Source organism: Janthinobacterium sp. GMG2, assembly GCF_033949445.1.
In the GTDB taxonomy this organism is placed as follows: Bacteria; Pseudomonadota; Gammaproteobacteria; order Burkholderiales; family Burkholderiaceae_D; genus Janthinobacterium; species Janthinobacterium aestuarii.
Genome location: NZ_JAXAWA010000009.1, coordinates 46,934 through 71,239 on the forward strand (window position 1 = coordinate 46,934; position 24,306 = coordinate 71,239).

Sequence of the window (24,306 nt, forward strand, 5' to 3'; positions counted from 1 at the left end):
CCTCATGCCAGTTTTTCCAATACGTGTGCGATCGCCTCATTGGCGTCGCGCTTGCCTGCTGCCAGTGCCGCTTGCGCCATGTGCTGGCAGGTATCGCGCGTCAAGGACGCCAGCAATGTGCTCAGCGACGCCGCACTCATTTCCGTCTGCGGCAGATGAATCGCCGCGCCTTGTTTCGCCATCCATTGCGCGTTGTCGCGCTGGTGGCTGGTGGTCGAGGCCACCAGCGGCACGAGCACGCTGGCCACGCCGGCCGCCGTCAATTCCGACAGGGTGATGGCGCCTGCGCGGCAAATCACCAGGTCGGCTTCGGTATACGCCTTGGCCATGTCGTCGATGAAGTCGACCACATTGGCTTGCACGCCCGCCTGCGCATACGCGGCATGGAGGGCGTCGATATTCTTCTTGCCCGACTGGTGCGTCACCAGCGGGCGTTCGCCCTCCGGCATCAGCGCCAGCGCGGCGGGCAGATTGTCGTTCAGCGCTTTCGCGCCCAGGCTGCCGCCCACCACGAGGATGCGCAGCGGTCCGCTGCGGCCCGCGAAGCGAAGCGCCGGCGGCGCCATCGCGAGGATCTCGGCGCGCACGGGATTGCCCGTGACGACGGCCTTGCCGGCGGCGCTGCCGAAATCGGCAGGGAAACCAAAGCACACTTGCTGCGCCAGCGGCACCAGGGTCTTGTTCGACAGCAGCAGCGCCGCGTCGGCATTGACCAGCACCAGCGGCACGCCCTTGAGGCGCGCCATCAGGCCGCCCGGCACGGTGACGTAGCCGCCCATGCCCATCACCACGTCCGGCTTGCGGCGCGCGATGAAGCGGCGGATGGCAAAGAAGCTGGCCAGCATCTTGAAGCCGCCCTTGACCGTGTGCGCCAGGCCCTTGCCGCGCATGCCCGAGAACGCAATGGCGTCCATGGGAATGCCGCTCTTCGGCACCAGGTCCTGCTCCATGCCGTGGGTCGTGCCCAGCCAGCTCACTTCCCAGCCGCGCGCGCGCATCGTCTGCGCAATCGCCAGGCCCGGGAAGATATGGCCGCCGGTGCCGGCCGCCATGATCATCAGTCTTTTCGTCGTTTTCAAATTTGTCACGTTGTTCATAACCGGCCTCCGCGCATGAGGATCCGGTTTTCGTAATCGATGCGCAGCAAAATCGCCAGGCCGATACAGTTAATCAGTACGCCCGTGCCGCCATAACTCATCAGGGGCAAGGTCAGGCCCTTGGTCGGCAGCAGGCCCAGGTTCACGCCCATGTTGATGAAGGTCTGCACGCCGATCCAGATGGCGATGCCCTTCGCCGTCAGGCCCGCAAAGGTCTGGTCGATGGCGATCGCCTGGCGGCCGATGTCGAACGCGCGCTTGATAATCCAGTAGAACATGCCAATCACGATCAGCACGCCAACCAGGCCCAGTTCCTCGCCGATCACGGCCAGCAAGAAGTCCGTATGCGCTTCGGGCAGGTAATGCAGTTTTTCCACGCTGCCGCCCAGGCCCACGCCAAACAGTTCGCCGCGCCCGAAGGCGATCAAGGAGTGCGTCAGCTGGTACGCCTTGTTCAGCGCATTGTCTTCCTGCCACGGATCGAGATACGCAAAAAACCGCTCGCGGCGGAATTTCGACAAGGCGATGATGGTGACGAAGATCGCCGTCAGCATGGCGCCGATGCCGCCGAACCAGATGGCGTTGACGCCGCCCAAAAACAGAATGCCCATGGCGATGCAGACGATCACGCCGAAAGCGCCCAGATCGGGCTCCATCAGCAGCAGCAGGCCGACGAAGCTCACGGCCAGCGCCATCGGCATGAAGCCCTTGGTCAGCTTGTGCATGTATTCCTGCTTGCGCACCGTGTAGTCGGCCGCATACAGCACCATCACCACCTTCATCAGCTCGGACGGCTGCGGCCGCAGGCCCGGCAGGTTCAGCCAGCGGCGACCGCCGTTGACCGACACGCCCAGGCCCGGTATCAGCACCATCACCAGCAGCACCAGGGTGCCGATGAACAGCCACGGTGCGATCTTTTGCCAGGTGGCGACGGGGATGCGGAACACCAGCGCGCCAACGATGATCGAAATACCGATGAACAGCGCCTGGCGCACGACAAAGTAATTGTTCGTATAGGCGGCAAACTTGCGCGCGTCCGACAGCGAGATCGACGCCGAATACACCATCACCATGCCCAGCAACATGAGCAGCAGGACCACCCACACCAGCGGCTTGTCGTAGTCCATCATCTTCGACTGCCGCGCGCGGCTATCCAGCGGCTTGGCAGCCGAGCCGGAACCAAAGCTGAAGGGCAGTTGGAAGGCCATCAGATATCCTGTCCGTTTTCCAGGGCGATGTCGCGCACGGCGTCGACAAACACCTGCGCGCGGTGCGCATAGTTCTTGAACATGTCCAGGCTGGCGCACGCGGGCGACAGCAGCACGGCATCGCCGGCCAGCGCCAGGCTGCTGGCGCGCTTGACGGCTTCCGGCAAGGTGGCGCAGTCGACGATGTCCACGCCGGCCGGCTCGAGGGCCGCGCGCAGCGCAGGCGCATCGCGCCCGATCAGCACCACGGCGCGCACATAACGCGAAACGGGTTCGGCCAGCGGCGAGAAATCCTGTCCCTTGCCGTCGCCGCCGGCGATCAGCACCAGACGCTGTTCCGCGCCGCCAAACGCCTTGCCCAGGCCGAACAGGGCCGCCACCGTCGCGCCCACGTTCGTGCCCTTGCTGTCGTCGTAGTATTCGACTTCATTGACGGCCGTGATCAGCTCCACGCGGTGCGGCTCGCCCTGGTATTCGCGCAAGCCGTGCAGCAGCGGCGCGAATGGCAAGCCGATGGCGCGGCACAGGGCCAGCGCCGCCAGCGCGTTCGACGCATTGTGCTGGCCGCGGATTTTCAGCGCGTCGGCCGGCATCAGTTTTTTCGCCATCGTCGGCACCGGTTCCGGTGCCGGATCGTTCTTCTTGCGCTTTTTCTCGATCACTTCTTCGCTGGGCACGGCTTGCGCCAGCCAGAAGATGCCGCGTTCATTGACGAGGCCAAAGCTGTCCACGTCCACCGGTTCGCCCGTGCCGAAGGTGATCGTCTCGGCCAGCGGATCGGCCATGTGCATGACGGCCGCATCGTCGCGGTTCAATATGCGCACGGTCTGCTCGCCGAAGATGCGCGCCTTATCGGCTGCGTAGGCGGCCATGTCGCCATGCCAGTCCAGGTGGTCCTGCGACAGGTTCAAGACCGTGGCCGCATCGGCCTGCAGGCTGAACGTCGTGTGCAGCTGGAAGCTGGACAATTCCAGTATCCACGCTTGCGGCAAGCTGCTGGCGACGGGTTCCGCCGCTTCTTCTCCTTCAGCCACAGGCTGCGGCGCAGGCTCGGCATCAAGCACTTCACGCAGCACGTCGAGCGCGGCCGGACTGATATTGCCGGCTACGCGCGTGGCCAGGCCCGCGCGTTCGCACAGCAGGCCTACCAGGCTGGTGACGGTCGTCTTGCCATTCGTGCCCGTGATGGCGATGACTTTCGGCGCATAGCCGCGTTCCGCCTTGAGCGCGGCCAGCGCCTGCGCGAACAGTTCGATCTCGCCCCACACGGGGATATTTTTTTCCTGCGCGGCCGGGGCGATGTGCGCCAGTTCGCGGCCCGGCGCCAGGCCAGGGCTGACGACGACGAAATCGACGCCATCGAGCAGGTCGGCCGTGAAGGCGCCGGCGATGAACTGCGCCTGCGGCACGGCGGCCTGCAACACGGCCAGGCGCTCGGGCGCCTGGCGCGTGTCGGCCACGCGGACTAGCGCACCGCTGCGGGCCAGCCACAGGGCCATGGCCAGCCCCGATTCGCCGAGGCCCAGTACCAGTGCGGTTTTAGCGTCGTACATCATCAGCGCAGCTTCAAGGTAGTCAGGCCGAGCAGCACCAGCATCATGGTGATGATCCAGAAACGCACGACAACCTGCGTCTCCTTCCAGCCTTTTTGTTCAAAATGGTGATGCAATGGCGCCATCAGGAAGACGCGGCGGCCGGCGCCATAGCGCTTCTTCGTGTACTTGAACCAGACGACCTGGATGATCACGGACAGCGTTTCGACGACGAAGATGCCGCCCATGATGAACAGGACGATTTCCTGGCGCACGATGACGGCAATGGTGCCCAGTGCGCCGCCCAGTGCCAGCGCGCCCACGTCGCCCATGAACACTTTCGCGGGGTGCGTGTTATACCAGAGGAAAGCCAGGCCGGAACCGGCCAGCGCGCCGCAGAAGATCACCAGTTCGCCGGCGCCCGGGATGTGCGGGATGAACAGGTAGCGCGCATACGTGGCGTTACCCGTCAGGTAAGCGAACAGGCCCAGGGCCGTGCCCACCATCACGGTTGGCATGATGGCCAGGCCATCGAGACCGTCCGTGAAATTGACGGCGTTGCTGGTGCCGACGATGACGCAATAGGTCAGCGCGATGAAGCCCCACACGCCCAGCGGATAGCTGATGGTCTTGAAGAACGGAACGATCAGGTCGGCCTTCGGCGGCAGGTCCATGGCGAAGCCCGACTGCACCCAGGCGTAGATCAGATTCCACACGTGGCCCGCGTCGGGTTCCGACACGGAGACGGAAAACGCCAGGTAAAACGCGGCGACGATGCCGATCAGCGACTGCCAGAAGTATTTTTCGCGCGAGCGCATGCCTTCCGGGTCCTGGTGCACCACCTTGCGGTAGTCGTCGGCCCAGCCGACGGCGCCAAAACCCAGGGTGACAATCAAGACCGGCCAGATGAAGCGGTTCGACAGGTCGGCCCACAGCAGGGTGGAAATGCCGATGGCGATGAGGATCAGCACACCGCCCATGGTGGGCGTGCCGTGTTTTTTCAGATGCGTTTGCGGGCCGTCCGTACGCACGGCCTGGCCGACCTTCATGCGCGTGAGCATGCGGATCACGGCGGGACCGGCGCACAGGCCGATCAAAATCGCCGTCAAGGTGGCGAAGACGGCGCGGAACGTGATGAAGTTAAAGACCCGCAGTGGGCCAATGTCGTCCTGGAAATAATGAGCGAGCCAGAGCAGCATGATTAGTGAGCTTCCTTGTTATTGTTGTTTGAACCAATCAAATGCTGCACGGCCCGTTCCATCTTCATGAAACGGGAGCCCTTGATTAATACTGTTGCATCCGAACGGCCGGACAAATGCGCATCGAGCGCCGCCAGCAAACCGTCGAACTGTTCGAAATACTCCACGACCGTGCCCGATTCCTGGCTCGCGGCAGCTTGCGCCGGATTGACCAGATGGCGCGCCAGGCCGCCCGTCGCCAGCACGTGTTCGATGCCTTTGGCGGCGGCGTAGGCGCCGATCTCTTCGTGGAACTGCTGCCCCTGCGTGCCGACTTCGCCCATCTCGCCCAGCACCAGGATGCGCGGTGCCGCGGCCTGCGCCAGCACATCGATGGCCGCGCGCGCCGAATCCGGATTGGCGTTATACGTGTCGTCGATGATGGTGGCGCCATTGGCGGCACGTTTTTTCTGCAGACGGCCATTCACGGGAGAAAACGCCTCCAGGCCCTGCTTGATATGTTCGATGGCGATGCCGGCGCCGACGGCGCATGCCACGGCCGCCAGCGCATTGCGCACATTGTGTTCACCGGCCGCCTGCAAGCCGACAAAGAACTGGCGCAGACTGCCGTCCTGCGCGCGCACGCTGACGAACAGGTCGCTGCCAAAATCCTCGGCAGCGCGGTGCGTGCAGCTGACGTCGGCGTCTTTCGACAGGCCGAAGGTGATGACGGCACGCGCGCCGGCCAGCTCGCGCCACACGGGCGTGAATTCGTCGCCATGCGGGAAGACGGCCACGCCGTCGTCTGCCAGGGCCGCCAGCGCGGCGCCATTCTCGCGCGCCACGGCTTCCACCGTATGCATGAATTCCTGATGTTCGCGCTGCGCGTTGTTGACCATCGCCAGGGTCGGCGCGGCAATTGCGGCCAGGCGGGCAATTTCTCCCGGATGGTTCATGCCCATCTCGATGACGGCCGCCTTGTGCTGCTCGCTCAGGCGGAACAGGGTCAGTGGCACGCCGATCTCGTTATTCAGGTTGCCGCGCGTGGCCAGCCGCCCCTCTTCGCCGAAGGCCGCCGCCAGGATGGACGAAATCATCTCCTTGACGGTGGTCTTGCCATTGCTGCCGGTGACGCCGATGACAGGTACATCGAAGCGGCGGCGCCAATGGTTGGCGATGCGGCCCAGCGCGACCAGGGTATCGGCCACCACGATGGCCGGCACCTTGCCGCTGTCCCAGCCATCAGGCAGGCGCTCGACCACCACGGCGGCGACGCCGCGCGCGGCCACCTGGTCGAGGAAGTCGTGGGCGTCGAAACTCTCGCCGCGCAGGGCGACGAACAGCGAGCCGGCCGGGGCGCTGCGGCTGTCGGTGGACACGCCGTCAAAAACGGCGTCGCCCGTCAGCTGCGCGCCTTGCAGCGATGGCATCAGTTCCGCCAGGCTTGCATGCATGAGGCGATCCATCAGTTCGTCCTCATCATCGTCAGGCGCGCGGACAGGGCCAGCTGCGCATGGTCGGCGTCGGAGAACGGCAGTTTCTTGCCCTTGATTTCCTGGTACGGCTCATGGCCCTTGCCCGCCAACAGGATCACGTCCGGCTTGGCCGCGTGCTTGATGGCAGACAGGATCGCGGCGGCGCGGTCTTCGATGGCTTGCGGCTGCGGGCCGTCTGCGCGCATGCCGGCGACGATCTGCGCGATGATCGCGTGCGGATCTTCACTGCGCGGATTGTCGCTGGTGACCAGCACGTGATCGGCCAGCTGCGCGATGGCGCCCATCTGCGGACGCTTGCCCGGATCGCGGTCGCCGCCGCAGCCGAACACGCACCACAGCTGGCCGCCACGCTCCTGCGCCACCTGGCGCAAGGCAGCCAGGGTTTTTTCCAGCGCGTCCGGCGTATGCGCGTAATCGATGACGACCATCGGCGCTTCCTGGCCGCCCACCTGCTGCATGCGACCCGGGGCCGGCTGCAGCGATTCGATGCCGTCGATGGCCGCGCGCAGGCCGGTGCCGTGCGCTAGCAAGGCGCCCAGCACGGCCAGCGCGTTGCTGATATTGAAGTGGCCCACCAGCTGCGTCTTGACCAGCGCCACACCGAGCGCGCATTCCAGATGGAAGTCGGTGCCTGCATTGCGGCTGCGGAACTGGCTGGCGCGCAGCATCAGCACACCCGGCAAGTCGGGCAAGGCTGCCGCATCCTGCAAGGTGTAGCCGATGACGGGATATTCGCCGGACAGCTTGCCATCCACGTGGCGCACCAGGCGCAGGCCCATGGGGTCGTCCAGGTTGATGACGGCCGTTTTCAGGCCGGGCCAGTCGAACAGTTTGACTTTGGCCGCCTCGTAAGCCGCCATGTCGCCATGGTAGTCGAGGTGGTCGCGCGTCAGATTGGTAAACATGGCCACGTCGAAATGCATGCCGGCCGCGCGGTCCTGGTCCAGGCCGATCGACGACACTTCGATGGCAACGGCCTTGGCGCCGGCGTCGCGCATCGCGGCCAGTTTGCGCGCCAGCAGCACGGCGTCCGGCGTCGTGTAGCCGGTGACGTCGAATTCGATGGCGCCGCGCGGCTTGCACAGGCCGACGCCCAACGTCCCGATGACGGACGATGTTTCACCCAGGCGCGCCAGCGCTTGCGCCAGCCACAGCGCGCACGAGGTCTTGCCATTCGTGCCCGTCACGCCGGCGCTGAACATGGCGCTGTCGGGCATGCCGTAAAAAGCATGCGCCACGGGGCCGGCCAGGCGTTTCAGGTCGCTGACCAGCAGGTGCGGCACTTGGCTCCATGCGGCGTTCCATTCCACGGCGTCATGCACGATGGCGGCGGCGCCCTGCTCGATGGCGGCGGCGATGAAATCGGTGGCGCCCGCATAGGCGAAAAACACGTCGCCGCGCTGCACGCGGCGCGAATCGGACGTCAGCTGCCCGGACGGGGCAGCCGTTTTGATCCACAAACTGATGTCTTGTATGGTCATGAGTGACTTCACATGGCCTCCGGGCCGGCATTGGCCGGGACCACGATTTCGGTAACGGAGGAATCGGGCGGTACGTTCATCGCGCGCAGCGCGTTGGTCGCAATCGCCGCGAAAGCGGGAGCGGCAACCTGGCCGCCATAGTGGGCTGGGCCGGTCGGTTCATCGATCATCACGGCAATGATGAAGCGCGGCGCCGACATCGGCACCATGCCCACGAAAGAGCCGATGTATTTGCGCGGCATCGCATAGCGGCCGTTTTCCACTTTATAGGCGGTACCCGTCTTGCCGCCGACTCTGTAGCCGGCGACCTGGGCGCGCTTGGCCGAGCCGTGCGCGCCGGAGACGACGAGTTCGAGCATGGCGCGCATTTCGGCGGCCGTCTTCGGCTTGATCACCTGCTGGCCCACGGGCAGTTCATTGACCTTCTGGAACGACAGGGGAATGGTGTCGCCATCGCGCGCGAACATCATGTAAGAGCGCGCCAGTTGGATCAGCGAGACGGAAATGCCGTTACCGTAGCTCATGGTGGCCTGTTCCACCGGGCGCCACGATTTGTATGGACGCACACGGCCGGCCACGGCACCGGGGAAGCCCCATTTCGGCTGCTGGCCGAAGCCCACCTTGGTAAACATTTCCCACATTTCCTGCGACGGCATGCCCAGCGCGATTTTCGAGGTACCGATGTTCGACGACATCTCGATGATTTCCGAGACATTGATCACGCCGTGCGGCTTGGTGTCGGTGATCGTGCGGTCGGCGATGGTGTAGCGGCCCGGGCCCGTGTCGATCAGGGTGCCCGGCTTGACCCGGCCCGTGTCGAGCGCCAGCGAGACCGTGATCGGCTTCAGGGTCGAACCGGGTTCGAAGGTATCGGTCATGACGCGGTTGCGCAGCTGCTGGCCCGTGAGCTTGCGGCGGTCGTTCGGGTCGTAGCTCGGATAATTGGCCAGGGCCAGCACTTCTCCCGTGTGCACGTCGAGCACCACGGCGCCGCCGGCCTTGGCATTGAATTTCTCCACCGCTTCCTTCAGCTGCGTGAAGGCGATGTACTGGATCTTGCTGTCGACGGACAGGGTCAGGTCCTTGCCGTCATGCGGTTCGTGGATGAAGCCGATGTCTTCGACGATGTGGCCCAGGCGGTCCTTGATCACGCGGCGGCTGCCGGTGGTGCCGACGAGGGTTTTTTGCTGCGCCAGTTCCATGCTTTCCTGGCCCACGTCTTCCACGTTGGTAAAGCCGACCACGTGGGTCATCACTTCGCCCTGCGGATAGAAGCGCTTGTATTCCTTGCGCTCGTCGATGCCGTCGATGCCCAGCTTGGAGATCTTGTCGGCCACGTCCATCTCGACCTGGCGTTTCAGGTAAACGAAGCTGCGGTCCGAATCGAGCTTCTTGCGCAATTCGTTGACGTTCATTTCCAGCAGGCCGGCCAGCGCATTGATTTTTTCGGGCGATGCCTGCAGCACGTCGTCGGGAATGGCCCAGATGGCTTTCACGGGCACGGACGAAGCGAGCACCTGGCCATTGCGGTCGGTGATCTTGCCGCGCGTGGCCGGCAATTCCAGCGTGCGCTCATAGCGCGCCTTGCCCTGCTTTTGCAGGAACTGCGTCGACACGCCCTGCAGCCACAGCGCGCGCGCGCCCAGGCCGGCGAAAGCGAAGAACAGCAGGAACAACACGACGCGCGAACGCCAGACGGGCAGACGCACCGCCAGTACGGGGTTCTTCGAGAATGGCACGCCTTTCGATGCCGCCACCCGGCCGTTGCTATTACCGCCCAACTTCATTATTCGCCCTCCGTCAGGTATTGCGTACGCGCCGCCGTCAGCGGCGTCATGCTCAGGTCGCGCCGCGCGATCGATTCGATGCGTTCATGCTTGCCTAAAGTAGACTGGTCCAGCTGCAGTTGCGCCCAGTCGATGTCGAGCTGGCGCGACAGCGCTTGCGCGCGTTCCAGGTCGATCAGCAGGTGGCGCGACTGATACTGCGCGTTCACCAGCGACAGGCCGCAGCACACCAGCAGGGCCGACAGCACGACACACAGCTTGCCAGTCATCGGGCGCCGCCATTTGCAGGGGCGGCCAGCGGCAAACGCTGCGCCACGCGCATCACGGCCGAACGCGAGCGCGGATTGCCCTCGATCTCGGCGTCGGACGGCTTCATCTTCGAAATCAGCTTCATTTCCGGCTGCGGCAAGTCGACCGCGCGGATCGGCAGGCGGCGGTCAGGCTGCTCCACGTTCGCCTTCGAGGCGAAGAAGCGCTTGACCATGCGGTCTTCCAGCGAGTGAAAGCTGATCACGGCCATGCGCGCGCCGGGCGCCAGGCAGGCATACGCCTGGTTCAGGCCGATCTCGAGATCCTCGAGCTCTTTGTTAATGAAAATGCGTATGGCCTGAAAGGTGCGGGTAGCGGGGTCCTTACCCTTCTCGCGGGTCTTGACGGCGCCTGCCACGATGCCGGCAAGCTGTCGTGTGCTTGAAATTGGCTGGACTGCCCGGCCAGCAACAATCGCCTTTGCAATCTGAAAAGCAAACCGTTCTTCCCCATAATCGCGTATCACTTTCTCTAAATTCTGCTCGGTTTCCACCGCCAGCCATTCGGCCGCGGAGATGCCGCGCGTGGTATCCATGCGCATGTCCAGCGGTCCGTCGTTGCGGAAGCTGAAACCGCGCGCCGCGTCGTCGACCTGCGGCGACGAGATGCCCAGGTCGAGCAAAATGCCGTCCACCTGCCGCACGCCGCGTTCGGCCAGGCTGGCCGTCATGGTGGCAAAGCTGTCATGGACGATCTGGAAACGGGGGTCGGCGATCTGTTCGGCCGTGGCAATCGCTTGCAAATCCTTGTCGAAGCCGATCAGGCGCGCGTCATCGGCCAGGCGCGACAAAATCAAGCGGCTATGGCCGCCGCGGCCAAACGTGCCATCGACGTAAACGCCGTGCGCGCGGTCGCCCGTCAGGTCGAGGGCATCGACCGCTTCATCGAGCAGCACCGTGCGATGCTGAAATTCCGGCACCGTGAGTTGTGTCATTACGGAGCCTTAGAAAGAAAAATTGGAAAGTACATCGGGGGTGCCGGCATCGATCGCCTGCTGTTCTTTGTCGGCCAATTTGGCGGCATCCCATATTTCAAAGTGGCTGCCCATGCCGATCATCATCACTTCGCGCGCCAGCCCGACGGCGTTGCGCAATTCGGGCGAGATCAGCACGCGGCCGGCCGAGTCCAGCTCGACATCGACGGCGTTGCCGAGGAAGATGCGCTGCCAGGCGCGCGCCGACATGGGCCAGGCGGCGATTTGCTGGCGGTGGCTTTCCCACACGGGACGGGGGAAAAACAGCAGGCAGCCATCGGGGTGTTTGGTCAGTGTCAAACGGCCTTCGCATTGAATCGCCAGCGCGTCACGGTGCTTGGCAGGGATAGACATCCTGCCTTTGGCATCGAGATTGATTGCGGACGCGCCTTGAAACACGGAAGACCTTTTTTGAGCTTGGGTTGCGATGCTTGCGCATCACGATAAAAAGGGAAAATTTCCCACAAAAACACACTTTTTCACACAGTTGCCCACTTTAGAGGAAGCAAAGATAGTGGTCAAGCGGTTTCCGATTGGCAAAACAGGAATTTTATTAATGAAATTAAGGACTTAGCGCATATCGTTGAAGGAGTCTCAAATAAAAATATATCGATAAATTAGATACTTATGAAAGATAGTGAATGTGCTACCTCATCTGCACACATGTGTTTTCCTACCGTAAACATCGAAAAAAACGAAATCAAATAATTGAATTTTTTACAGTTAGTTGACACATGACAATAATTTCCTTATCCAGGCACAACAGCAATCCAGCGCAGTGAAAGACTTGGTTTAAAGCAAAAAATAATCGTCCACGGCGCGTACCGGCCCTGTTTTCAGGGGCTGGCCTGACGCGGGAAAACTATTTTTGCAATGCAGCAATTAATTAGAACCAAGAAACTTTAACCAATTGTTCACTTTAGTTGTATATACAACTTTATCTTCGCCGCACTATTTTTAGAAACAAAAAAAGCCCCGTTGCGGGGGCTTTTGGTTGGCGCGCAGCAGGCAAAGCTGCTGCGTCCGAGATGCTCCCTGGCAGACCAGGGAGCAGGAATTCAAGTGAAGCAGGCCGATAGGCCGGATTTTGTTACGGCGCCTTCCCTTGCAGGTCGGCGCTATGACAGTCATTCCTCTAGGCGCCAGATTACTCGGGCGCTCAAGCTTTCTACCCGCACGCTCCGCGAGCAGCATCATCGCGTGCCTATTTGAAATTGCACCAGGTGGAGGTTACCGCGTTTCACCGTAACTTAATACGCTCGTCTCTGTGGCCCTATTCCTCGCCTTATACCTTGCGGCTTTCAGCGGACGGCCGTTAACCGTCACCCCGCTCTATGGAGTCCGGACCTTCCTCCCGCCAGCGCATTGCTGCGCCGGCCAGCGACTGTCTGGCCTGCTTCACCCGCCATTGTACCGCGCCGCAGCATGTTTCTGCAAAAGCGCGCCGCACCGGCCGGGGGATTGTGTAATTCGGTGTCGCCATTTCAAAAGCCGGGCCAAATCGGCTCACATAGAATGAGGCAAGCTGCTTGCATGCAGGCGCATGCGTACCGCTTGCCCCATTTCTTTGCCACCCACTAGAATATAAAGAGCCGAACATGACGCAACAATCCCGTACCGGCGGCCAGATCCTGGTCGATGCCCTGCAGATCCACGGTGTCGACACCGCTTTTGGCGTGCCTGGCGAAAGCTACCTGGACGTGCTCGACGCCCTGCACGACTCGGGCATCCGCTTCATCATCAACCGCCAGGAAGGCGGCGCCGCCTTCATGGCCGAAGCCTACGGCAAGCTGACGGGCAAGCCGGGCATCTGCTTCGTCACGCGCGGACCGGGCGCCACCAATGCCTCGATCGGCGTGCACACGGCTTACCAGGATTCCACGCCGATGATCCTGTTCATCGGCCAGGTGGGCAACGATTTCGTCGACCGCGAAGCGTTCCAGGAAATCGACTACCGCCGCATGTATGGCCAGATGGCCAAGTGGGTGGCGCAGATCGACCGCGCCGAACGCATCCCCGAATACCTGGCGCGCGCCTTCCAGGTGGCCACCAGCGGGCGCCCCGGCCCCGTCGTGCTGGCCCTGCCGGAAGACATGCTGATCTCGCTGGCCACGGTGGCCGACACGCGCGCCTACCAGCCGGTGCAGGCGGCGCCGTCCGGCGCCCAATTGCAGCAACTGCGCGGCATGCTGGCCACCGCGAAGCAGCCGCTGGTCTTGCTGGGCGGTGCCACCTGGACGCCGCAAGCGTGCGCCGACCTGCAGCAGTTCGCGGAAAGCAACCACTTGCCCGTCGCCTGCGCCTTCCGCTTCCAGGACTTGCTCGACAATGCGCACCCGAACTACATCGGCGACGTCGGCATCGGCATCAACCCGAAACTGGCCGCGCGCGTGAAAAATGCCGACCTGGTCATCGCCATCGGCCCGCGCCTGGGCGAGATGACGACGGGCGGCTACACCCTGTTCGATTCGCCCGTGCCGCGCCAGCGCCTCGTGCACATCCATACGGATGCCGAGGAACTGGGCAGCGTCTACCAGGCCGAGCTGATGATCAACAGCGGCATGCCGCAAGTGTGCGCCATGCTGGCCGCCATGGCGCCCGTCGATGCGTCTGCCTGGCAGCATACACCAGCCGAAGCGAAGGCCGAGCTGGCCGCCTACCAGGAGCAGCCGCCCATCTTCCAGGATGGCCAGGCGCCGCTGAACCTGTGGCAAGTCACGCAAGAGATCATGGCGCAAGTGCCGGCCGACACGATCCTGACGAACGGCGCCGGCAATTACGCCTCGTGGGCGCACCGTTTTTATCGCTACGGCGGCCTGCGCACGCAGCTGGCGCCGACGAATGGCGCCATGGGCTACGGCGTGCCGTCCGGCGTGGCGGCCAAGATCGTCCATCCCGAGCGCACCGTGATCACGTTTGCCGGCGATGGCGAATACATGATGAATGGCCAGGAACTGGCCACGGCCGTGCAATACCAGGCGGGCGTGGTCATCATCGTCTTCAATAACCAGATGTTCGGCACCATCCGCATGCACCAGGAGCGCGACTACCCGGGCCGGGTATCGGGCACGACCCTGCACAACCCAGATTTCGCGGCACTGGCGCAAGCGTACGGCGCGCATGGCGAAGTGGTGAATACGACGGAAGAGTTCGCCCCGGCCCTGCAACGGGCGCTGGCGCACGCCAAGGCGCACAACTTGCCGGCCCTGATCGAGCTGCGCTACGACGGCAACCTGATCACGCCGAACGCGACCCTGGCCACCATCCGCGCCACGGCGGAAAAGGCGCAGGCGGCCAAATAAGCTCCTTGCAACGCTGCAAATAACAAAGGCCCGGTCGATACCGGGCCTTTTTCTTTTTGACAGCGGCAATCGCTCAGGCTGCGGGCACAGTCGCGCTTTCCTCGGCAGGCACTGGCTCGGCCGGCGCTTGCGGCATCGGCGGGCATGGCGTGCAGTTTTTCAGGGGACGGCCGAAATCGCGCACGCGGCTCAGTTTCATCGGCATGCGCACGTTGCCGCCGCAGTAATCGCCTTCCAGGGTCAGGGTCTGGCCATCCTTGGAAAACTTGCCGACGATGGTGCGCTCTTCGCTGTCGGCGCCGGCGATGGTGAAGTCGAAAACGCCCGTGGCGGCGTCCAGGTTGACGTCGTTGGCCACGATGGGCCAGCTCAGCGCGCCGGCCGTGAATTCATAGATGACGGAATCGGCCTCGGCAAAGCGGTGCAAGGTGACGCGCTGGCCGCCGATTTCGCCGCTATCCTTTTGCAGGCACAGGTCGGAGTAGACGGCCACGCCGTAGCGCTCCAGTCCGGCCGGCTTCTTGCCCTTGACGGCAGCGACAGCGGCGCCCGTGGCGCCAGCCAGCAGCAGCGCGGCCAGCATGGCAGCCAGGCGCGGCGATGGGTATGAATACATGGCATTCCTTTACTTGAGTAACGGCGCCATTATAACTGGCGCCGCCAATGCAAAAACGCGCCGCCAGGACTAGCCTGGAGACGCGTTTCCTTGCTTATCAGCATCCCCGAAGGGATGCTGGCAGCGGAACTAAGCTTCGCTTGCGCGAATATTAGAACGAGTGACGAACGCCAACGTTGAAGGCTTTGTCGCCCGTACCAACATTGCTGTTGTTACCAACGGTGTAGCCAGCGTTGTTTTTGTTCGAGATTTTAGCGTACGAAGCGTAGGTGCTGGTGCGCTTCGACAGAGCGTACGAGTAGCCCAGCGAGAACTGGTTAGCATCGGCGTTTGCGCTGTTTTTGTCGTTCACGTGGATGATCGAAGCCATCACGGTGCCTGCTGGACCAACTGGTACCGTTGCGCCGATCAGGGCGGTGGTGCTGTCGGTGCTGAAGCCAGCCGAAGTGTAGTCAAACGCGTTAACGTTGCCGTTGTTGCGGATGGCGCTGTTTTGGCCTTTGTTCACGCCGTATGCGACGTAAGCTTTAGCAACTGCGAAGTCGTAGTTAGCTGCAGCCAACCAGTTACGGCCGCTACCGGTTTCGGTCAGCGCGGTGTCGTTGCTGGTGTTGTTGTAAGCGATACGAGCGTTCAGAGGACCGTTCGAGTAGCCAGCCGACGCGCCGATTTTGCGGCCGATTTTGTTCGACTCAGCGTTTTCGCCGAAGGTGTAAGCCACGTCAGCGTCAAAGCCGTTGAAGTTTGGCGAGGTGTACAGCACGGTGTTGCTGGTGCGGGTGTTCGCTGGGAACAAGTTTTTAGCGGAACCAGCGTAGCCAGCTGCGAATGGATCAGCAACTTTCGACAGGGTGTTGTACCAAGGGGTGTATTGACGACCCAGGGTCAAGGTACCGGTCGTTTTGCTGCTCAGACCAACGTAAGCTTGACGATTGAACAAGGTACCAGCAACGTCTTGTTGACCGTTGTCAACGCCGAAGCCCGATTCCAGAACGAACAGTGCCGACAGGCCGCTGCCCAGATCTTCGGTGCCTTTGAAGCCGATACGGGAAGCCGAAGCAATGCCGCTGTCCAGTTTGTTAACGTTGCCGTTAACACCGCCGCGCTCGCTGACGAAACCAGCGTCAACGGTACCGTAGATGACAACGCTCGATTGAGCTTGGGCTACGCCAGTGGCTGCTGCCAGAACTGCCAGGGTGATCAGAGTTTTTTTCATTGCGATTTCCTTTAATTTTTGAAGCAAAAAGTAATACAGCCTATGCATCTCGAGCTGCGCTCTAGCAGAGCGCTTTTTATGAGTGAGGGCAAGGTCTCCACCTGCCACATTGCTGTTCCGGTCAGGGGAACATTCATATCGGTATCGGCACGCTATTGCACCGATAAGCTTGAAGGCTGCATAACGACCGTCATTCGTGCGCCGGTTCGGTGCTCAAACGGCACCGGAAGCGGCACTATAACGACCGTTTCACATTCCATCAAGTTCCAACATGTTACTTCCGGTACCAGGCCGAGGGCTTTTTCAGGCATCCCGACCATCGCCAACCGTACTACGCGACAGAGCCAGTGCCCCTTGCCAACCAATGCATTGGCCTGATTGACCATTCCATCATAGCGCATGCCTTGTCGACACCCGTTGTATTAGTGCAACAGTATCAGGCGAGTGATTAAAACGTCAACATGCTTTACCCGTCATTTGCCCTCCAAGATTTACGCGACAAAGCGCGCAATTTGTCAGGCGATAATGGATAAACGGGACGAAGCATACACGGCATCGCCAATGTTTGCTGCCGAACGCACAAAAATGGGAAATAAAGCGCCCGTTTTTGGTGCGTTGCCGCATTATTCAGGGGCGTAGGCGCCATTTTCGACGTCGGCGCGCGCGTCAGAAAAATAGGCAAAGTAGCAACGGAATTACTGACTTTCCGGTAATTTAAATTGCTCACATAGAAATGTTTTCCGTGTTTTCCGGACTACGCTTCAGTTATCCGATTGGAACGGATGAGGACGACTCTTGCTTGCAAATTGCGCATCACTTGAAACAATTTCTTACAATGTTGCCTTCTCAATATTTTGATATATTTGTGTCTAAAAAACGACACTTTGACCGAAATCAAGTTTTCGCCTGACCCATTCCGCACAATTTACTTTTTCTTTTTTGCATTTTTTGCTTAAAAGCATCAAGAAACCACCTTAGCGCTGGCTTGCCCGCCGCAGCATGCGCATGAAACCGCCCAGCAACGGCAGTTTTTCATACAATTCTTCCGCCGCATCCCAATAATCTCGATGCACGACCACCCGTCCCTGCGTATCGAAACGCACATGGGTTGCGCCACGAATGCACTGTTCGCCAGATACCAGTCGTTTCATGCGGAAGCGAAACTCCCACGTCAGGAATGCTTGCTGCCCCTGCCCCACGCTTTCCAGCACGACAAACCGGGGCGCATCGACTTGCACGAACATGTGCTCGAAGATGGCCAGGATGGCGGCATGCCCCACCACCTCGTTGAACGGGTCCTTGAACTGGGCGCCTGGCGCATACACGGCGCCCAGCTGGGCCAGGCTTTCCAGGCTCAGGTGCTCGTAAAACCCCACCAGGCGCGCCAGCGCCGCTTCCACGCCTTCCGTCGTGTCCAGCATACTTGTGCTCATACGCCCGTCACCTTGCGGATCAGCCAGAAATAGGCGCGGTACGGCAACAGCCGCGCCAGGCGCATGGTATTAGTAAAGCGTTTGGGAAAGTGGATGTGGAACTGGCCCCGCTCGATGCCGTCGAGCATGGCGGCGGCCGCGTCCTGCGCCGTCATCAGAGCTGGCATCGTGAAATCGTTGTCCGCCGTCAAAGGCGTGGCGACAAAACCGGGGTTGATTTGATACACATCAATCCCGCGTGCATGCAGGTCCAGATACAGCGACTCTGTCAGGTTAATCAGCGCCGCCTTGCTGGCGCCGTACGCGAGGGCTTTCGGCAAACCGCCATAACCGGCCACCGAGGCGACGATGCCGATGCCGCCACTGCCTTGGCGCAATAGCCACGGCAAGGCCTGGTCCAGGCAATTGAAGACGCCGCCCACATTCAGCGCCAGCAAGCCCTGGGCCGCCTCAAGGTCGAAGCTATCGGCGCGCATGGCCTGATAGCCGCCAGCGACCACCAGTATCAGGTCGATATGCGTCCATTGCTGCTGCAATTGCGCGCAGACGGCCCGCAGCTGCGCGTGCTGCGTGATATCGAGCGGCAATGCCTGCGCCAGCGGCTGCCCCTCGCACAGTCGCTCGAGGCTGGCGCGGTGACGTGCCGACAAGGCTACGCTCGCGCCCTGCTCCAGCAGCAAGGTCGCGCACGCGGCGCCGATGCCGCTGGAAGCGCCGATGATCCACACATGCTTGCCGGCCCAGCTGGTGATCTTGCGGTTCATGGGACCGCCTGCGGACGCTTGCTGAACGACAAGGTGACGGCGCCCAGGCTGAAACCGAACTTGCTCATGGCGGCGCGGTTCAGCATGACCTTGTCATCCATCAGGAACATCCAGTCCTCGAAGTCGACGTGGTAGACCGTGCCATCGACGGGCAGCGCCAGCACGTATTGCCAGCGCAGCGCATTGCCGGCCACTTCGCCGACGGCTTCCCCGATCACGTCGGGCGCCGTGCCGATGAAGCGCCCGGGCGCCGTCTTGCGCAAGGTCCACACGCGCCGTTGTTTGCTGCCGTCGGAATACGTGAAATCCTCGTCCAGGGTGCCAATCTCGCCCGTCCAGCTGGCCCGCATCACGACGGTGAAGCGCTTGACCACCTTGCCGGCGCGGTCCTGGAAGATGCCGTGGGCGTCCAGCGTGCCGTTGAAGTACTGCTGCAAGTCCAGCTTGGGTGTTTCCTGCGCGTAGGTGGCAGGCGTGGGCGGCGTGGAACAGGCGGCCAGCGCCAGCAGCAAGGCGGCTGCCGTCATGCCGCGCCGGCAACATTTCATCAGATACATGGTCGATACTCCCCGGTTTCACTATATATATGTTGTAGAGGCGCGCGCCACAGCAGCAGCGCGGCCAGCAGTTTCAGGGCGCAGGGCAGCAAGGCATAGGCGGCGGACAGGGCCGGCAAGCCGCCGCCGCTGTTGCCAGGCACATAGCCGAGCCAGGCCAGCAGGGGCAAGGCGATGCCGGCCGCCAGCGCCAGGCTCATCTGTACGCCCCAGTTCCACCAGCCGAAATACGCGGCTTCGTGCCGCCCGGCATGGCCAGCCGCGCCGATCAGTCCTGCCAACAGGGCCGGAGGCAAGGCCAGGTCGGCGCCCAGCGCCAGGCCCGACAGCAGGCAGATCGTGGCAAAACCCCAGGCGGCGCCCGCGCCCAGGCCATACGCCCAGACAAACACGCAAGCTGCCAGCAGCATGGCGCCGCCCCAGGCGCGCGCCTCGCCAAAGCGCCGCGCCAGGGCTACCCACGCGGGCATCGAGGCTGCCGCCGCGCAAAAGTAGACGATCAAAAACGGTCCGGCGTAATGGCCGAGGCGCAAGTAGTCGGTGGCAAAGAACAGGAACAGAGTGGCGGGGATGGCGGCCGCCACGCCATTGACGAGCAAAACGGCAAACAGCCAGCGAAACGCGCGCTGGCGAAACGGCAGCTTCCAGCCATTGCCGGAAACCGCTTCTGCGGCACTGCGCAAGGCGGGGCGCGGTGCACGCGCCAGCAGCAGCGCGCCCGCCGCCAGCAGGCAGACAGCAAAGGCCAGCGACAAGCCGTCATAGCCGAACAAGGAAGTGAGCCCCGCCGCCAGGATCACACCGAACAAGCCGCAGCCTTCGCGCACGGCCGTCACCCGCGCCCGCTGCGCGCGCAGCTGGCTCAGGGCCGCACCCCAGCTCTGGTGCGCGATGCCGGCCAGGCCATAGGCGGTGTAGACGAGCAGCAAGGCAGCCAGGAACCAGGCCAGGGTGGCCGTTTCCCGCATGGCCGGTGGATGGAACAGGGCGCCAAAGCCCAGCAGCAGCAAGGGCAAGGAGGCGCCGACATATACGGCATAGCTGCGCCCGCCACGCGCCATCCAGGCACCCAAGGCCGGATCGATGAAGGCGGCGGCGATGCGGGCCGCCAGCAGCACGGCGCCGATCTGCGCCAAATCCAGGCTGCTGCGCTGCGCATAAAACGGCGCGACATATATATAGATGGGCAGCGCCAGCATGGCCAGCGGCAAGCCGAACATGCCATAACTGAACAAGGCTGGCAAGCTCAAGGCGCTGCCCACGGCATTCATGGCAGCGGGGCCGCACTCTGCAGCAAGGCCGCACGCAGCTTCGGCGCTGTCGTCGACGGCGACAGCCAGATGGCAAAGAATGCGCGCGCGAAGTCGCCGTCGCTCACATCGGCCAGCACCTTGCCGTCGAGGTAAAAGCGTACGCCGGGCGCGATGCCGGCCCGGTAGACGCCCGCGATGCGCTGGTCTTCCTTAACGTCAGGGAAGATGCGCTGCATGGTGGATAGCCACGCCAGGCGTTGCGCTTCCGTGCCCACGCCCAACTTTTGCATCTGTTCATGACTGGCTTCGGCGATCTTCTTGCCGTCGAGCGCACGCGCATAGCGCAATTCCAGCACAAACGGCGCCGTTTCGGACGCCGCGCCCTGGTAGCCTTGCGGGCCCACCCACAGTTGCGCCCGATAAATACGCATGCCGAACCACGTGTATTCGCCCTCGCCCGCCAGCCGGGCTTCGGGCACGTCGGCAGCGATAAAGGCCGGCGGCGCAGCCGCGGCACCCAACACGGTCAATGACAGCACAATAGTGGCAAGCAGGCGGCGCATGGTCAGTCCTTGATCAGGGTAAATTGCATCACATCCGTGTTGTGCGCCTGGAAGGCGGCCTCGCAATACGCGAGGTAAAACTCCCAGGTCAGCAGGAAACGGCCATCGAAACCCTGCTTTTCCAGCGCCGTGCGCTGGACCAGGAAGCTGGCGCGCCACTGGCGCAAGGTTTCCGCGTAATCGAGGCCGAAGCTGAAGGCGTCTTCCACGCGCAAACCCTGCGCCTCGGCGGCGCGGCGAAACTCGGCCGGCGACGGCAGCATGCCGCCCGGGAAAATGTACTGTTGAATAAAATCCGTGCTCTTGCTGTAGCGCTCGAACAAGTCGTCGGCAATGACGATGGTCTGGATGCAGGCGCGTCCGCCCTGCTTCAGGTTGCGCGCCACGCACTCGAAATAGCCGGGCCAGTAGCTTTGCCCCACGGCTTCGAACATCTCGATCGAGGCGATGGCGTCGTACTGGCCGGCGCTGTCGCGGTAGTCGCACAGTTGCAAATCAGCCTGCTGCGCCAGCCCCGCGTCCTGCAGGCGCTGGCGCGCATAGGCAAGTTGCTCCGTAGATAGAGTCAAACCCGTCACGTGGGCGCCGTAGCTGCGCGCCGCCGTTTCCGCAAAGCCGCCCCAGCCGCAGCCGATTTCCAGCACCCTGGCGCCCGGCCGCAGTTGCAGCTGGTCGGCGATGCGTCGGTATTTGGCCCCTTGCGCCTGCTCGAGGCTGGCGCCTTCGCTGAACAGCGCGCTCGAATACGTCATCGACGGATCCAGCCACAACTGATAAAAGGCGTTGCCGATGTCGTAATGGGCGTGGATATTCTTCTTGCTGCCGGCCCGCGAATTGCGGTTGAGCAAGTGCCGCAGCTTGTAGACGAGGTTGCCCCACCAGTTGCCATAGATCAGCGATTCGATCTGCGCGCGGTTGCGTATCATCAGCTCGATCAAGCCCGGCAAATTGTCCGTGCGCCAGTCGCCGGCAATAAACGTTTCCGCAAAGCCGATGTCGCCCGAACGCAACACGGCCGAGCACAAACGCCAGTTGTGCAAGTCCAGGGTGACGGGATGGCTGCCGTCGCCGTACAGCAAGATGCTGCCGTCGGGCGTGCGCAGCCGCAAAGCACCGTATTGCAGTTTTTCCAGCAAGCGCAAGATCACGCGCCCGGAGGCGGGCACGTCCAGGTGCGTGTGATCGGCCGTGTGGTCGGGACGGACGCAGGCGCGCGCCTGCAGGCCGGTCGGCAGGGAATCGGAGCTCATCGGGACACCTTTTCTTGTGGTGGAAGGGGTTTGCTGAAAAACGGCACGCGGCGCAGCCACAGGCGCAAGGCTTGCCAATGGATGCGCGCCATCACGCCTAACGTCATCAACGGATAGCGCAGCAGGGCCCAGGCGATGGCGCCATCGCGCAGCGGCTGCGCCGTGCCGGACAAGCTCGTCTGCAGCAGCGGACCGTCGAGGTCGTCGTAATCGACCCGGGCCAGGTGGCGCTCGCTGCCCTGCTCGCCGTTGCGCAAAAAATGGAAACGATAATTTCCCTCCACCTTGCAAAACGGCGATACGTGGAAAATTTTATTGGCGCGCAACTCGCTGCCATACGCGATGGCGCCGCCCTGCTCAAGCAGGTACAGGTGGCGCTCTCCGAAGGTATTGCGCACGTCGCAGACCACGGCGCGCAGCGCGCCGTCCGGGCGGTGGCAAAACCAGAAGCTGACGGGGTTGAAGACATAGCCGAACATGCGCGGCATGGTTTGCAGCCAGATTTCACCGCCCGCATCCGTCACGCCATGCTCACGCAGCAAACCGTCGATCCAGTCCAGCAGCGGCGTCGCGCCATCGCCGTGGTCGCTGTCGCGGAAGGACAGCACATTGGCGCCGTTGCGCGACATCAGCCGCGCAGGAAAATCGCGCGCCCCCATGCTGCGCAAGGGCAGGCGCAGATAAAACATGCCGTAAGCAAAAGCATGCGCGCGTGGGCGCAGCCGCGCATGGCGCACCTGTCCCAGGCACAGCTGGGGCTGCGGCGCCACGGGCGGCGATGGATCACGCGGCATGGCCGAGCTCCGCCGCCGCCATGCCATTGAGTATTTGCGCCACGGCCAGGCCCGACTTCAAGCCATCCTCGTGGAAACCATAGCCCGTCCAGGCGCCCGCGAACCACGTATGCTGCGCGCCCTGGAAACCGGCCAGGCGCGCCTGGGCGGCAATAGCCGCGCCATCGAACACGGGGTGGGCATACGAAAATTCGTCGATGATGCTCGCCGGAGCGGGCTCGTCGAGCGGGTTAAGCGACACGATAACGGGCGTGGTAAAGGGCAAGGGTTGCAGCTGGTTCAGCAAATAATGCACGCACACTTGCGGCGCATCGCCGTGCGCGGCCGGCCTGCCCTGGTAATTCCAGGCCGACCATGCCTTGCGGCGCTGCGGCAGGCAGGACGCATCCGTATGCAGCACAGCTCGATTCGGCTGGTAACGCACGGCTTCGAGCACGGAGCGCTCATCGTCGCGGATATCTCCCAGCAGGGCCAGCGACTGGTCGCTGTGGCAAGCGAGCACGACATGATCGACATGCTCGACGCCGGCGGCCGTATGCAGCTCGACCATGCGCGCGCCACCGTGCGGCTGGCGGCGCACGGCCAGCACGGGGCAAGCGAGGCGCTGCTGCGGGATGCCGGCCAGCAGTTTTTCCACGTACACGCGCGATCCGCCCCGCACCGTGCGCCATTGCGGACGGTCACTCACTTGCAGCAAGCCATGGTTGTGGCAGAAACGGATGAACGTGGCCAAGGGAAAAGCCAGCATCTGGCGCGCCGGGCACGACCAGATGCAGGCGGCCATCGGCAGCAGATACCAGTGGCGGAACTCGTCGCCATAGTTGTGCAGGTCAAGGTATTCGCCCAGCGACATGGCCGGCGCCGGCACGCTGGCCGTGGCCAGGGCGCTGGCCTGGCGGTTGAAGCGCACAATGTCGCGCAGCATGCGCAAAAAGGCGGGGCGCAGCAGATTGCTGCGCTGGGTAAACACGGTATCGAGATTGGCGCCCGCCCATTCCAGCACGCGCGCATCGGATGCCGTGCCCAGCGGCATTTTGACGGAAAACGACATATCGCTGTCGGCCGCCTCGACACCGAGTTCGTCAAACAGCTGCACCAGGTTCGGGTAGGTGGCGTGGTTAAACACGAGAAAACCCGTGTCGACGCCATGCGTGACGCCATCGAGCGTGACGTCCACCGTATGGCTGTGGCCGCCAAAATAGTCGCCCGCCTCGTACAAGGTGACGTCCTGGCCCGCTTGCGCCAGGCGATAGGCACACGACAATCCTGCGATTCCTGCTCCGACGACGGCAATTTTCATGAGTGCACCTGTGTTAAGTTTGTCCTGGACAAATAAGCCTCATGGATAATCGATGAAATATTGATTTATGTCAATGAGCGCTCTCAGCCGTTCAGAAACTTATACGTCGGCAATTTTCAATCGGATTCAGCTATTTGGTCCGGGGCGGCGGAAGGCGTAAAATGCACTCCACGTTCTTTTGGCATGCGAGCAAGCCC

Annotated in this window: 21 protein-coding genes and 1 other RNA gene; 1 reads left to right on the top strand and 21 read right to left on the bottom strand. The window is 62.6% G+C overall.

Features of this window, described 5'->3' with window-relative positions; translation table 11 throughout:
* Nucleotides 1–2: 2 nt before the first annotated feature.
* The 11 genes from murG to rnpB form a co-directional block, all read right to left on the bottom strand.
* Complete coding sequence (gene murG, locus SKZ59_RS25720) at nucleotides 3–1,097, bottom strand: undecaprenyldiphospho-muramoylpentapeptide beta-N-acetylglucosaminyltransferase (protein WP_083293042.1); 1,095 nt, start codon at nucleotides 1,095–1,097, stop codon at nucleotides 3–5.
* Nucleotides 1,094–2,305 (bottom strand): putative lipid II flippase FtsW, encoded by a 1,212-nt coding sequence (ftsW, locus tag SKZ59_RS25725; protein WP_034748882.1) that lies wholly within the window; start codon nucleotides 2,303–2,305, stop codon nucleotides 1,094–1,096. The genes murG and ftsW overlap by 4 nt, the downstream gene beginning before the upstream one ends.
* Complete coding sequence (gene murD, locus SKZ59_RS25730) at nucleotides 2,305–3,861, bottom strand: UDP-N-acetylmuramoyl-L-alanine--D-glutamate ligase (protein ID WP_319993361.1); 1,557 nt, start codon at nucleotides 3,859–3,861, stop codon at nucleotides 2,305–2,307. Before murD ends, ftsW begins: the two co-directional genes overlap by 1 nt.
* A complete protein-coding gene (mraY, locus tag SKZ59_RS25735) occupies nucleotides 3,861–5,036 on the bottom strand; it encodes a phospho-N-acetylmuramoyl-pentapeptide-transferase (RefSeq protein WP_034748886.1) in 1,176 nt (391 codons plus the stop codon). The genes murD and mraY overlap by 1 nt, the downstream gene beginning before the upstream one ends.
* A 2-nt stretch (nucleotides 5,037–5,038) precedes the next feature.
* Entirely contained in the window at nucleotides 5,039–6,469 is a 1,431-nt protein-coding gene (locus tag SKZ59_RS25740; protein ID WP_319993362.1) for a UDP-N-acetylmuramoyl-tripeptide--D-alanyl-D-alanine ligase, read from the bottom strand.
* Nucleotides 6,470–6,480: 11 nt separating this feature from the next.
* Entirely contained in the window at nucleotides 6,481–7,992 is a 1,512-nt protein-coding gene (locus SKZ59_RS25745; RefSeq protein WP_070305669.1) for a UDP-N-acetylmuramoyl-L-alanyl-D-glutamate--2,6-diaminopimelate ligase, read from the bottom strand.
* Between the two features lie 8 nt (nucleotides 7,993–8,000).
* Complete coding sequence (locus tag SKZ59_RS25750) at nucleotides 8,001–9,779, bottom strand: peptidoglycan D,D-transpeptidase FtsI family protein (protein WP_034748891.1); 1,779 nt, start codon at nucleotides 9,777–9,779, stop codon at nucleotides 8,001–8,003.
* The gene (ftsL, locus tag SKZ59_RS25755) at nucleotides 9,779–10,048 is read right to left on the bottom strand and encodes a cell division protein FtsL (RefSeq protein ID WP_034748894.1); all 270 of its coding nucleotides are present in this window, start codon (nucleotides 10,046–10,048) and stop codon (nucleotides 9,779–9,781) included. Before ftsL ends, SKZ59_RS25750 begins: the two co-directional genes overlap by 1 nt.
* Nucleotides 10,045–11,022 carry a 16S rRNA (cytosine(1402)-N(4))-methyltransferase RsmH gene (rsmH, locus tag SKZ59_RS25760; protein WP_070305671.1) on the bottom strand — a complete coding sequence of 326 codons (978 nt, stop codon included), beginning with the start codon at nucleotides 11,020–11,022 and terminating at the stop codon, nucleotides 10,045–10,047. The genes ftsL and rsmH overlap by 4 nt, the downstream gene beginning before the upstream one ends.
* Nucleotides 11,023–11,031: 9 nt before the next feature.
* Entirely contained in the window at nucleotides 11,032–11,460 is a 429-nt protein-coding gene (gene mraZ, locus SKZ59_RS25765) for a division/cell wall cluster transcriptional repressor MraZ (RefSeq protein ID WP_034748899.1), read from the bottom strand.
* 661 nt (nucleotides 11,461–12,121) lie between these two features.
* Nucleotides 12,122–12,461, bottom strand: an RNA gene (gene rnpB / locus SKZ59_RS25770) — RNase P RNA component class A.
* 198 nt (nucleotides 12,462–12,659) lie between these two features.
* On the opposite strand from rnpB, the gene SKZ59_RS25775 reads away from it, so the two are divergent.
* A complete protein-coding gene (locus SKZ59_RS25775) occupies nucleotides 12,660–14,363 on the top strand; it encodes a thiamine pyrophosphate-binding protein (RefSeq protein WP_319993363.1) in 1,704 nt (567 codons plus the stop codon).
* A gap of 73 nt (nucleotides 14,364–14,436) precedes the next feature.
* Here SKZ59_RS25775 and SKZ59_RS25780 read toward each other — a convergent pair whose 3' ends face one another.
* The 10 genes from SKZ59_RS25780 to SKZ59_RS25825 all read right to left on the bottom strand — a co-directional run bounded on the left by SKZ59_RS25780 (nucleotide 14,437) and on the right by SKZ59_RS25825 (nucleotide 24,109).
* Nucleotides 14,437–14,979: a hypothetical protein gene (locus tag SKZ59_RS25780; protein WP_072456910.1), complete on the bottom strand. Its 543-nt coding sequence runs from the start codon at nucleotides 14,977–14,979 to the stop codon at nucleotides 14,437–14,439.
* Nucleotides 14,980–15,130: 151 nt separating this feature from the next.
* On the bottom strand, nucleotides 15,131–16,195 hold the full coding sequence (locus SKZ59_RS25785) for a porin (protein ID WP_034748905.1): 1,065 nt from the start codon (nucleotides 16,193–16,195) through the stop codon (nucleotides 15,131–15,133).
* Between the two features lie 974 nt (nucleotides 16,196–17,169).
* On the bottom strand, nucleotides 17,170–17,628 hold the full coding sequence (locus tag SKZ59_RS25790) for a nuclear transport factor 2 family protein (protein WP_139143507.1): 459 nt from the start codon (nucleotides 17,626–17,628) through the stop codon (nucleotides 17,170–17,172).
* Nucleotides 17,625–18,392 carry an SDR family NAD(P)-dependent oxidoreductase gene (locus SKZ59_RS25795; protein WP_034748911.1) on the bottom strand — a complete coding sequence of 256 codons (768 nt, stop codon included), beginning with the start codon at nucleotides 18,390–18,392 and terminating at the stop codon, nucleotides 17,625–17,627. The genes SKZ59_RS25790 and SKZ59_RS25795 overlap by 4 nt, the downstream gene beginning before the upstream one ends.
* Complete coding sequence (locus SKZ59_RS25800; protein WP_319993364.1) at nucleotides 18,389–18,949, bottom strand: DUF3833 domain-containing protein; 561 nt, start codon at nucleotides 18,947–18,949, stop codon at nucleotides 18,389–18,391. Before SKZ59_RS25800 ends, SKZ59_RS25795 begins: the two co-directional genes overlap by 4 nt.
* On the bottom strand, nucleotides 18,940–20,220 hold the full coding sequence (locus SKZ59_RS25805) for an MFS transporter (protein ID WP_319993365.1): 1,281 nt from the start codon (nucleotides 20,218–20,220) through the stop codon (nucleotides 18,940–18,942). The genes SKZ59_RS25800 and SKZ59_RS25805 overlap by 10 nt, the downstream gene beginning before the upstream one ends.
* Nucleotides 20,217–20,765: a chalcone isomerase family protein gene (locus tag SKZ59_RS25810; RefSeq protein WP_319993366.1), complete on the bottom strand. Its 549-nt coding sequence runs from the start codon at nucleotides 20,763–20,765 to the stop codon at nucleotides 20,217–20,219. Before SKZ59_RS25810 ends, SKZ59_RS25805 begins: the two co-directional genes overlap by 4 nt.
* A gap of 2 nt (nucleotides 20,766–20,767) precedes the next feature.
* Nucleotides 20,768–22,015 carry a cyclopropane-fatty-acyl-phospholipid synthase family protein gene (locus tag SKZ59_RS25815; protein ID WP_319993367.1) on the bottom strand — a complete coding sequence of 416 codons (1,248 nt, stop codon included), beginning with the start codon at nucleotides 22,013–22,015 and terminating at the stop codon, nucleotides 20,768–20,770.
* Nucleotides 22,012–22,809 carry a DUF1365 domain-containing protein gene (locus SKZ59_RS25820; protein ID WP_070305683.1) on the bottom strand — a complete coding sequence of 266 codons (798 nt, stop codon included), beginning with the start codon at nucleotides 22,807–22,809 and terminating at the stop codon, nucleotides 22,012–22,014. The genes SKZ59_RS25815 and SKZ59_RS25820 overlap by 4 nt, the downstream gene beginning before the upstream one ends.
* Nucleotides 22,799–24,109 (bottom strand): NAD(P)/FAD-dependent oxidoreductase, encoded by a 1,311-nt coding sequence (locus SKZ59_RS25825; protein WP_034748929.1) that lies wholly within the window; start codon nucleotides 24,107–24,109, stop codon nucleotides 22,799–22,801. The genes SKZ59_RS25820 and SKZ59_RS25825 overlap by 11 nt, the downstream gene beginning before the upstream one ends.
* Nucleotides 24,110–24,306 lie beyond the last annotated feature (197 nt).

Coding starts and splice junctions, on each gene's coding strand:
- rsmH (WP_070305671.1), bottom strand. CDS start 11,022: ATGACACAACTCACGGTGCCGGAATTTCAGCATCGCACGGTGCTGCTC.
- ftsL (WP_034748894.1), bottom strand. CDS start 10,048: ATGACTGGCAAGCTGTGTGTCGTGCTGTCGGCCCTGCTGGTGTGCTGC.
- SKZ59_RS25800 (WP_319993364.1), bottom strand. CDS start 18,949: ATGTATCTGATGAAATGTTGCCGGCGCGGCATGACGGCAGCCGCCTTG.
- mraY (WP_034748886.1), bottom strand. CDS start 5,036: ATGCTGCTCTGGCTCGCTCATTATTTCCAGGACGACATTGGCCCACTG.
- SKZ59_RS25740 (WP_319993362.1), bottom strand. CDS start 6,469: ATGCATGCAAGCCTGGCGGAACTGATGCCATCGCTGCAAGGCGCGCAG.
- SKZ59_RS25815 (WP_319993367.1), bottom strand. CDS start 22,015: ATGAGCTCCGATTCCCTGCCGACCGGCCTGCAGGCGCGCGCCTGCGTC.
- SKZ59_RS25790 (WP_139143507.1), bottom strand. CDS start 17,628: ATGAGCACAAGTATGCTGGACACGACGGAAGGCGTGGAAGCGGCGCTG.
- SKZ59_RS25820 (WP_070305683.1), bottom strand. CDS start 22,809: ATGCCGCGTGATCCATCGCCGCCCGTGGCGCCGCAGCCCCAGCTGTGC.
- SKZ59_RS25805 (WP_319993365.1), bottom strand. CDS start 20,220: ATGAATGCCGTGGGCAGCGCCTTGAGCTTGCCAGCCTTGTTCAGTTAT.
- SKZ59_RS25745 (WP_070305669.1), bottom strand. CDS start 7,992: ATGACCATACAAGACATCAGTTTGTGGATCAAAACGGCTGCCCCGTCC.
- SKZ59_RS25775 (WP_319993363.1), top strand. CDS start 12,660: ATGACGCAACAATCCCGTACCGGCGGCCAGATCCTGGTCGATGCCCTG.
- SKZ59_RS25780 (WP_072456910.1), bottom strand. CDS start 14,979: ATGTATTCATACCCATCGCCGCGCCTGGCTGCCATGCTGGCCGCGCTG.
- SKZ59_RS25785 (WP_034748905.1), bottom strand. CDS start 16,195: ATGAAAAAAACTCTGATCACCCTGGCAGTTCTGGCAGCAGCCACTGGC.
- murD (WP_319993361.1), bottom strand. CDS start 3,861: ATGATGTACGACGCTAAAACCGCACTGGTACTGGGCCTCGGCGAATCG.
- SKZ59_RS25810 (WP_319993366.1), bottom strand. CDS start 20,765: ATGCGCCGCCTGCTTGCCACTATTGTGCTGTCATTGACCGTGTTGGGT.
- ftsW (WP_034748882.1), bottom strand. CDS start 2,305: ATGGCCTTCCAACTGCCCTTCAGCTTTGGTTCCGGCTCGGCTGCCAAG.
- SKZ59_RS25795 (WP_034748911.1), bottom strand. CDS start 18,392: ATGAACCGCAAGATCACCAGCTGGGCCGGCAAGCATGTGTGGATCATC.
- SKZ59_RS25825 (WP_034748929.1), bottom strand. CDS start 24,109: ATGAAAATTGCCGTCGTCGGAGCAGGAATCGCAGGATTGTCGTGTGCC.
- SKZ59_RS25750 (WP_034748891.1), bottom strand. CDS start 9,779: ATGAAGTTGGGCGGTAATAGCAACGGCCGGGTGGCGGCATCGAAAGGC.
- murG (WP_083293042.1), bottom strand. CDS start 1,097: ATGAACAACGTGACAAATTTGAAAACGACGAAAAGACTGATGATCATG.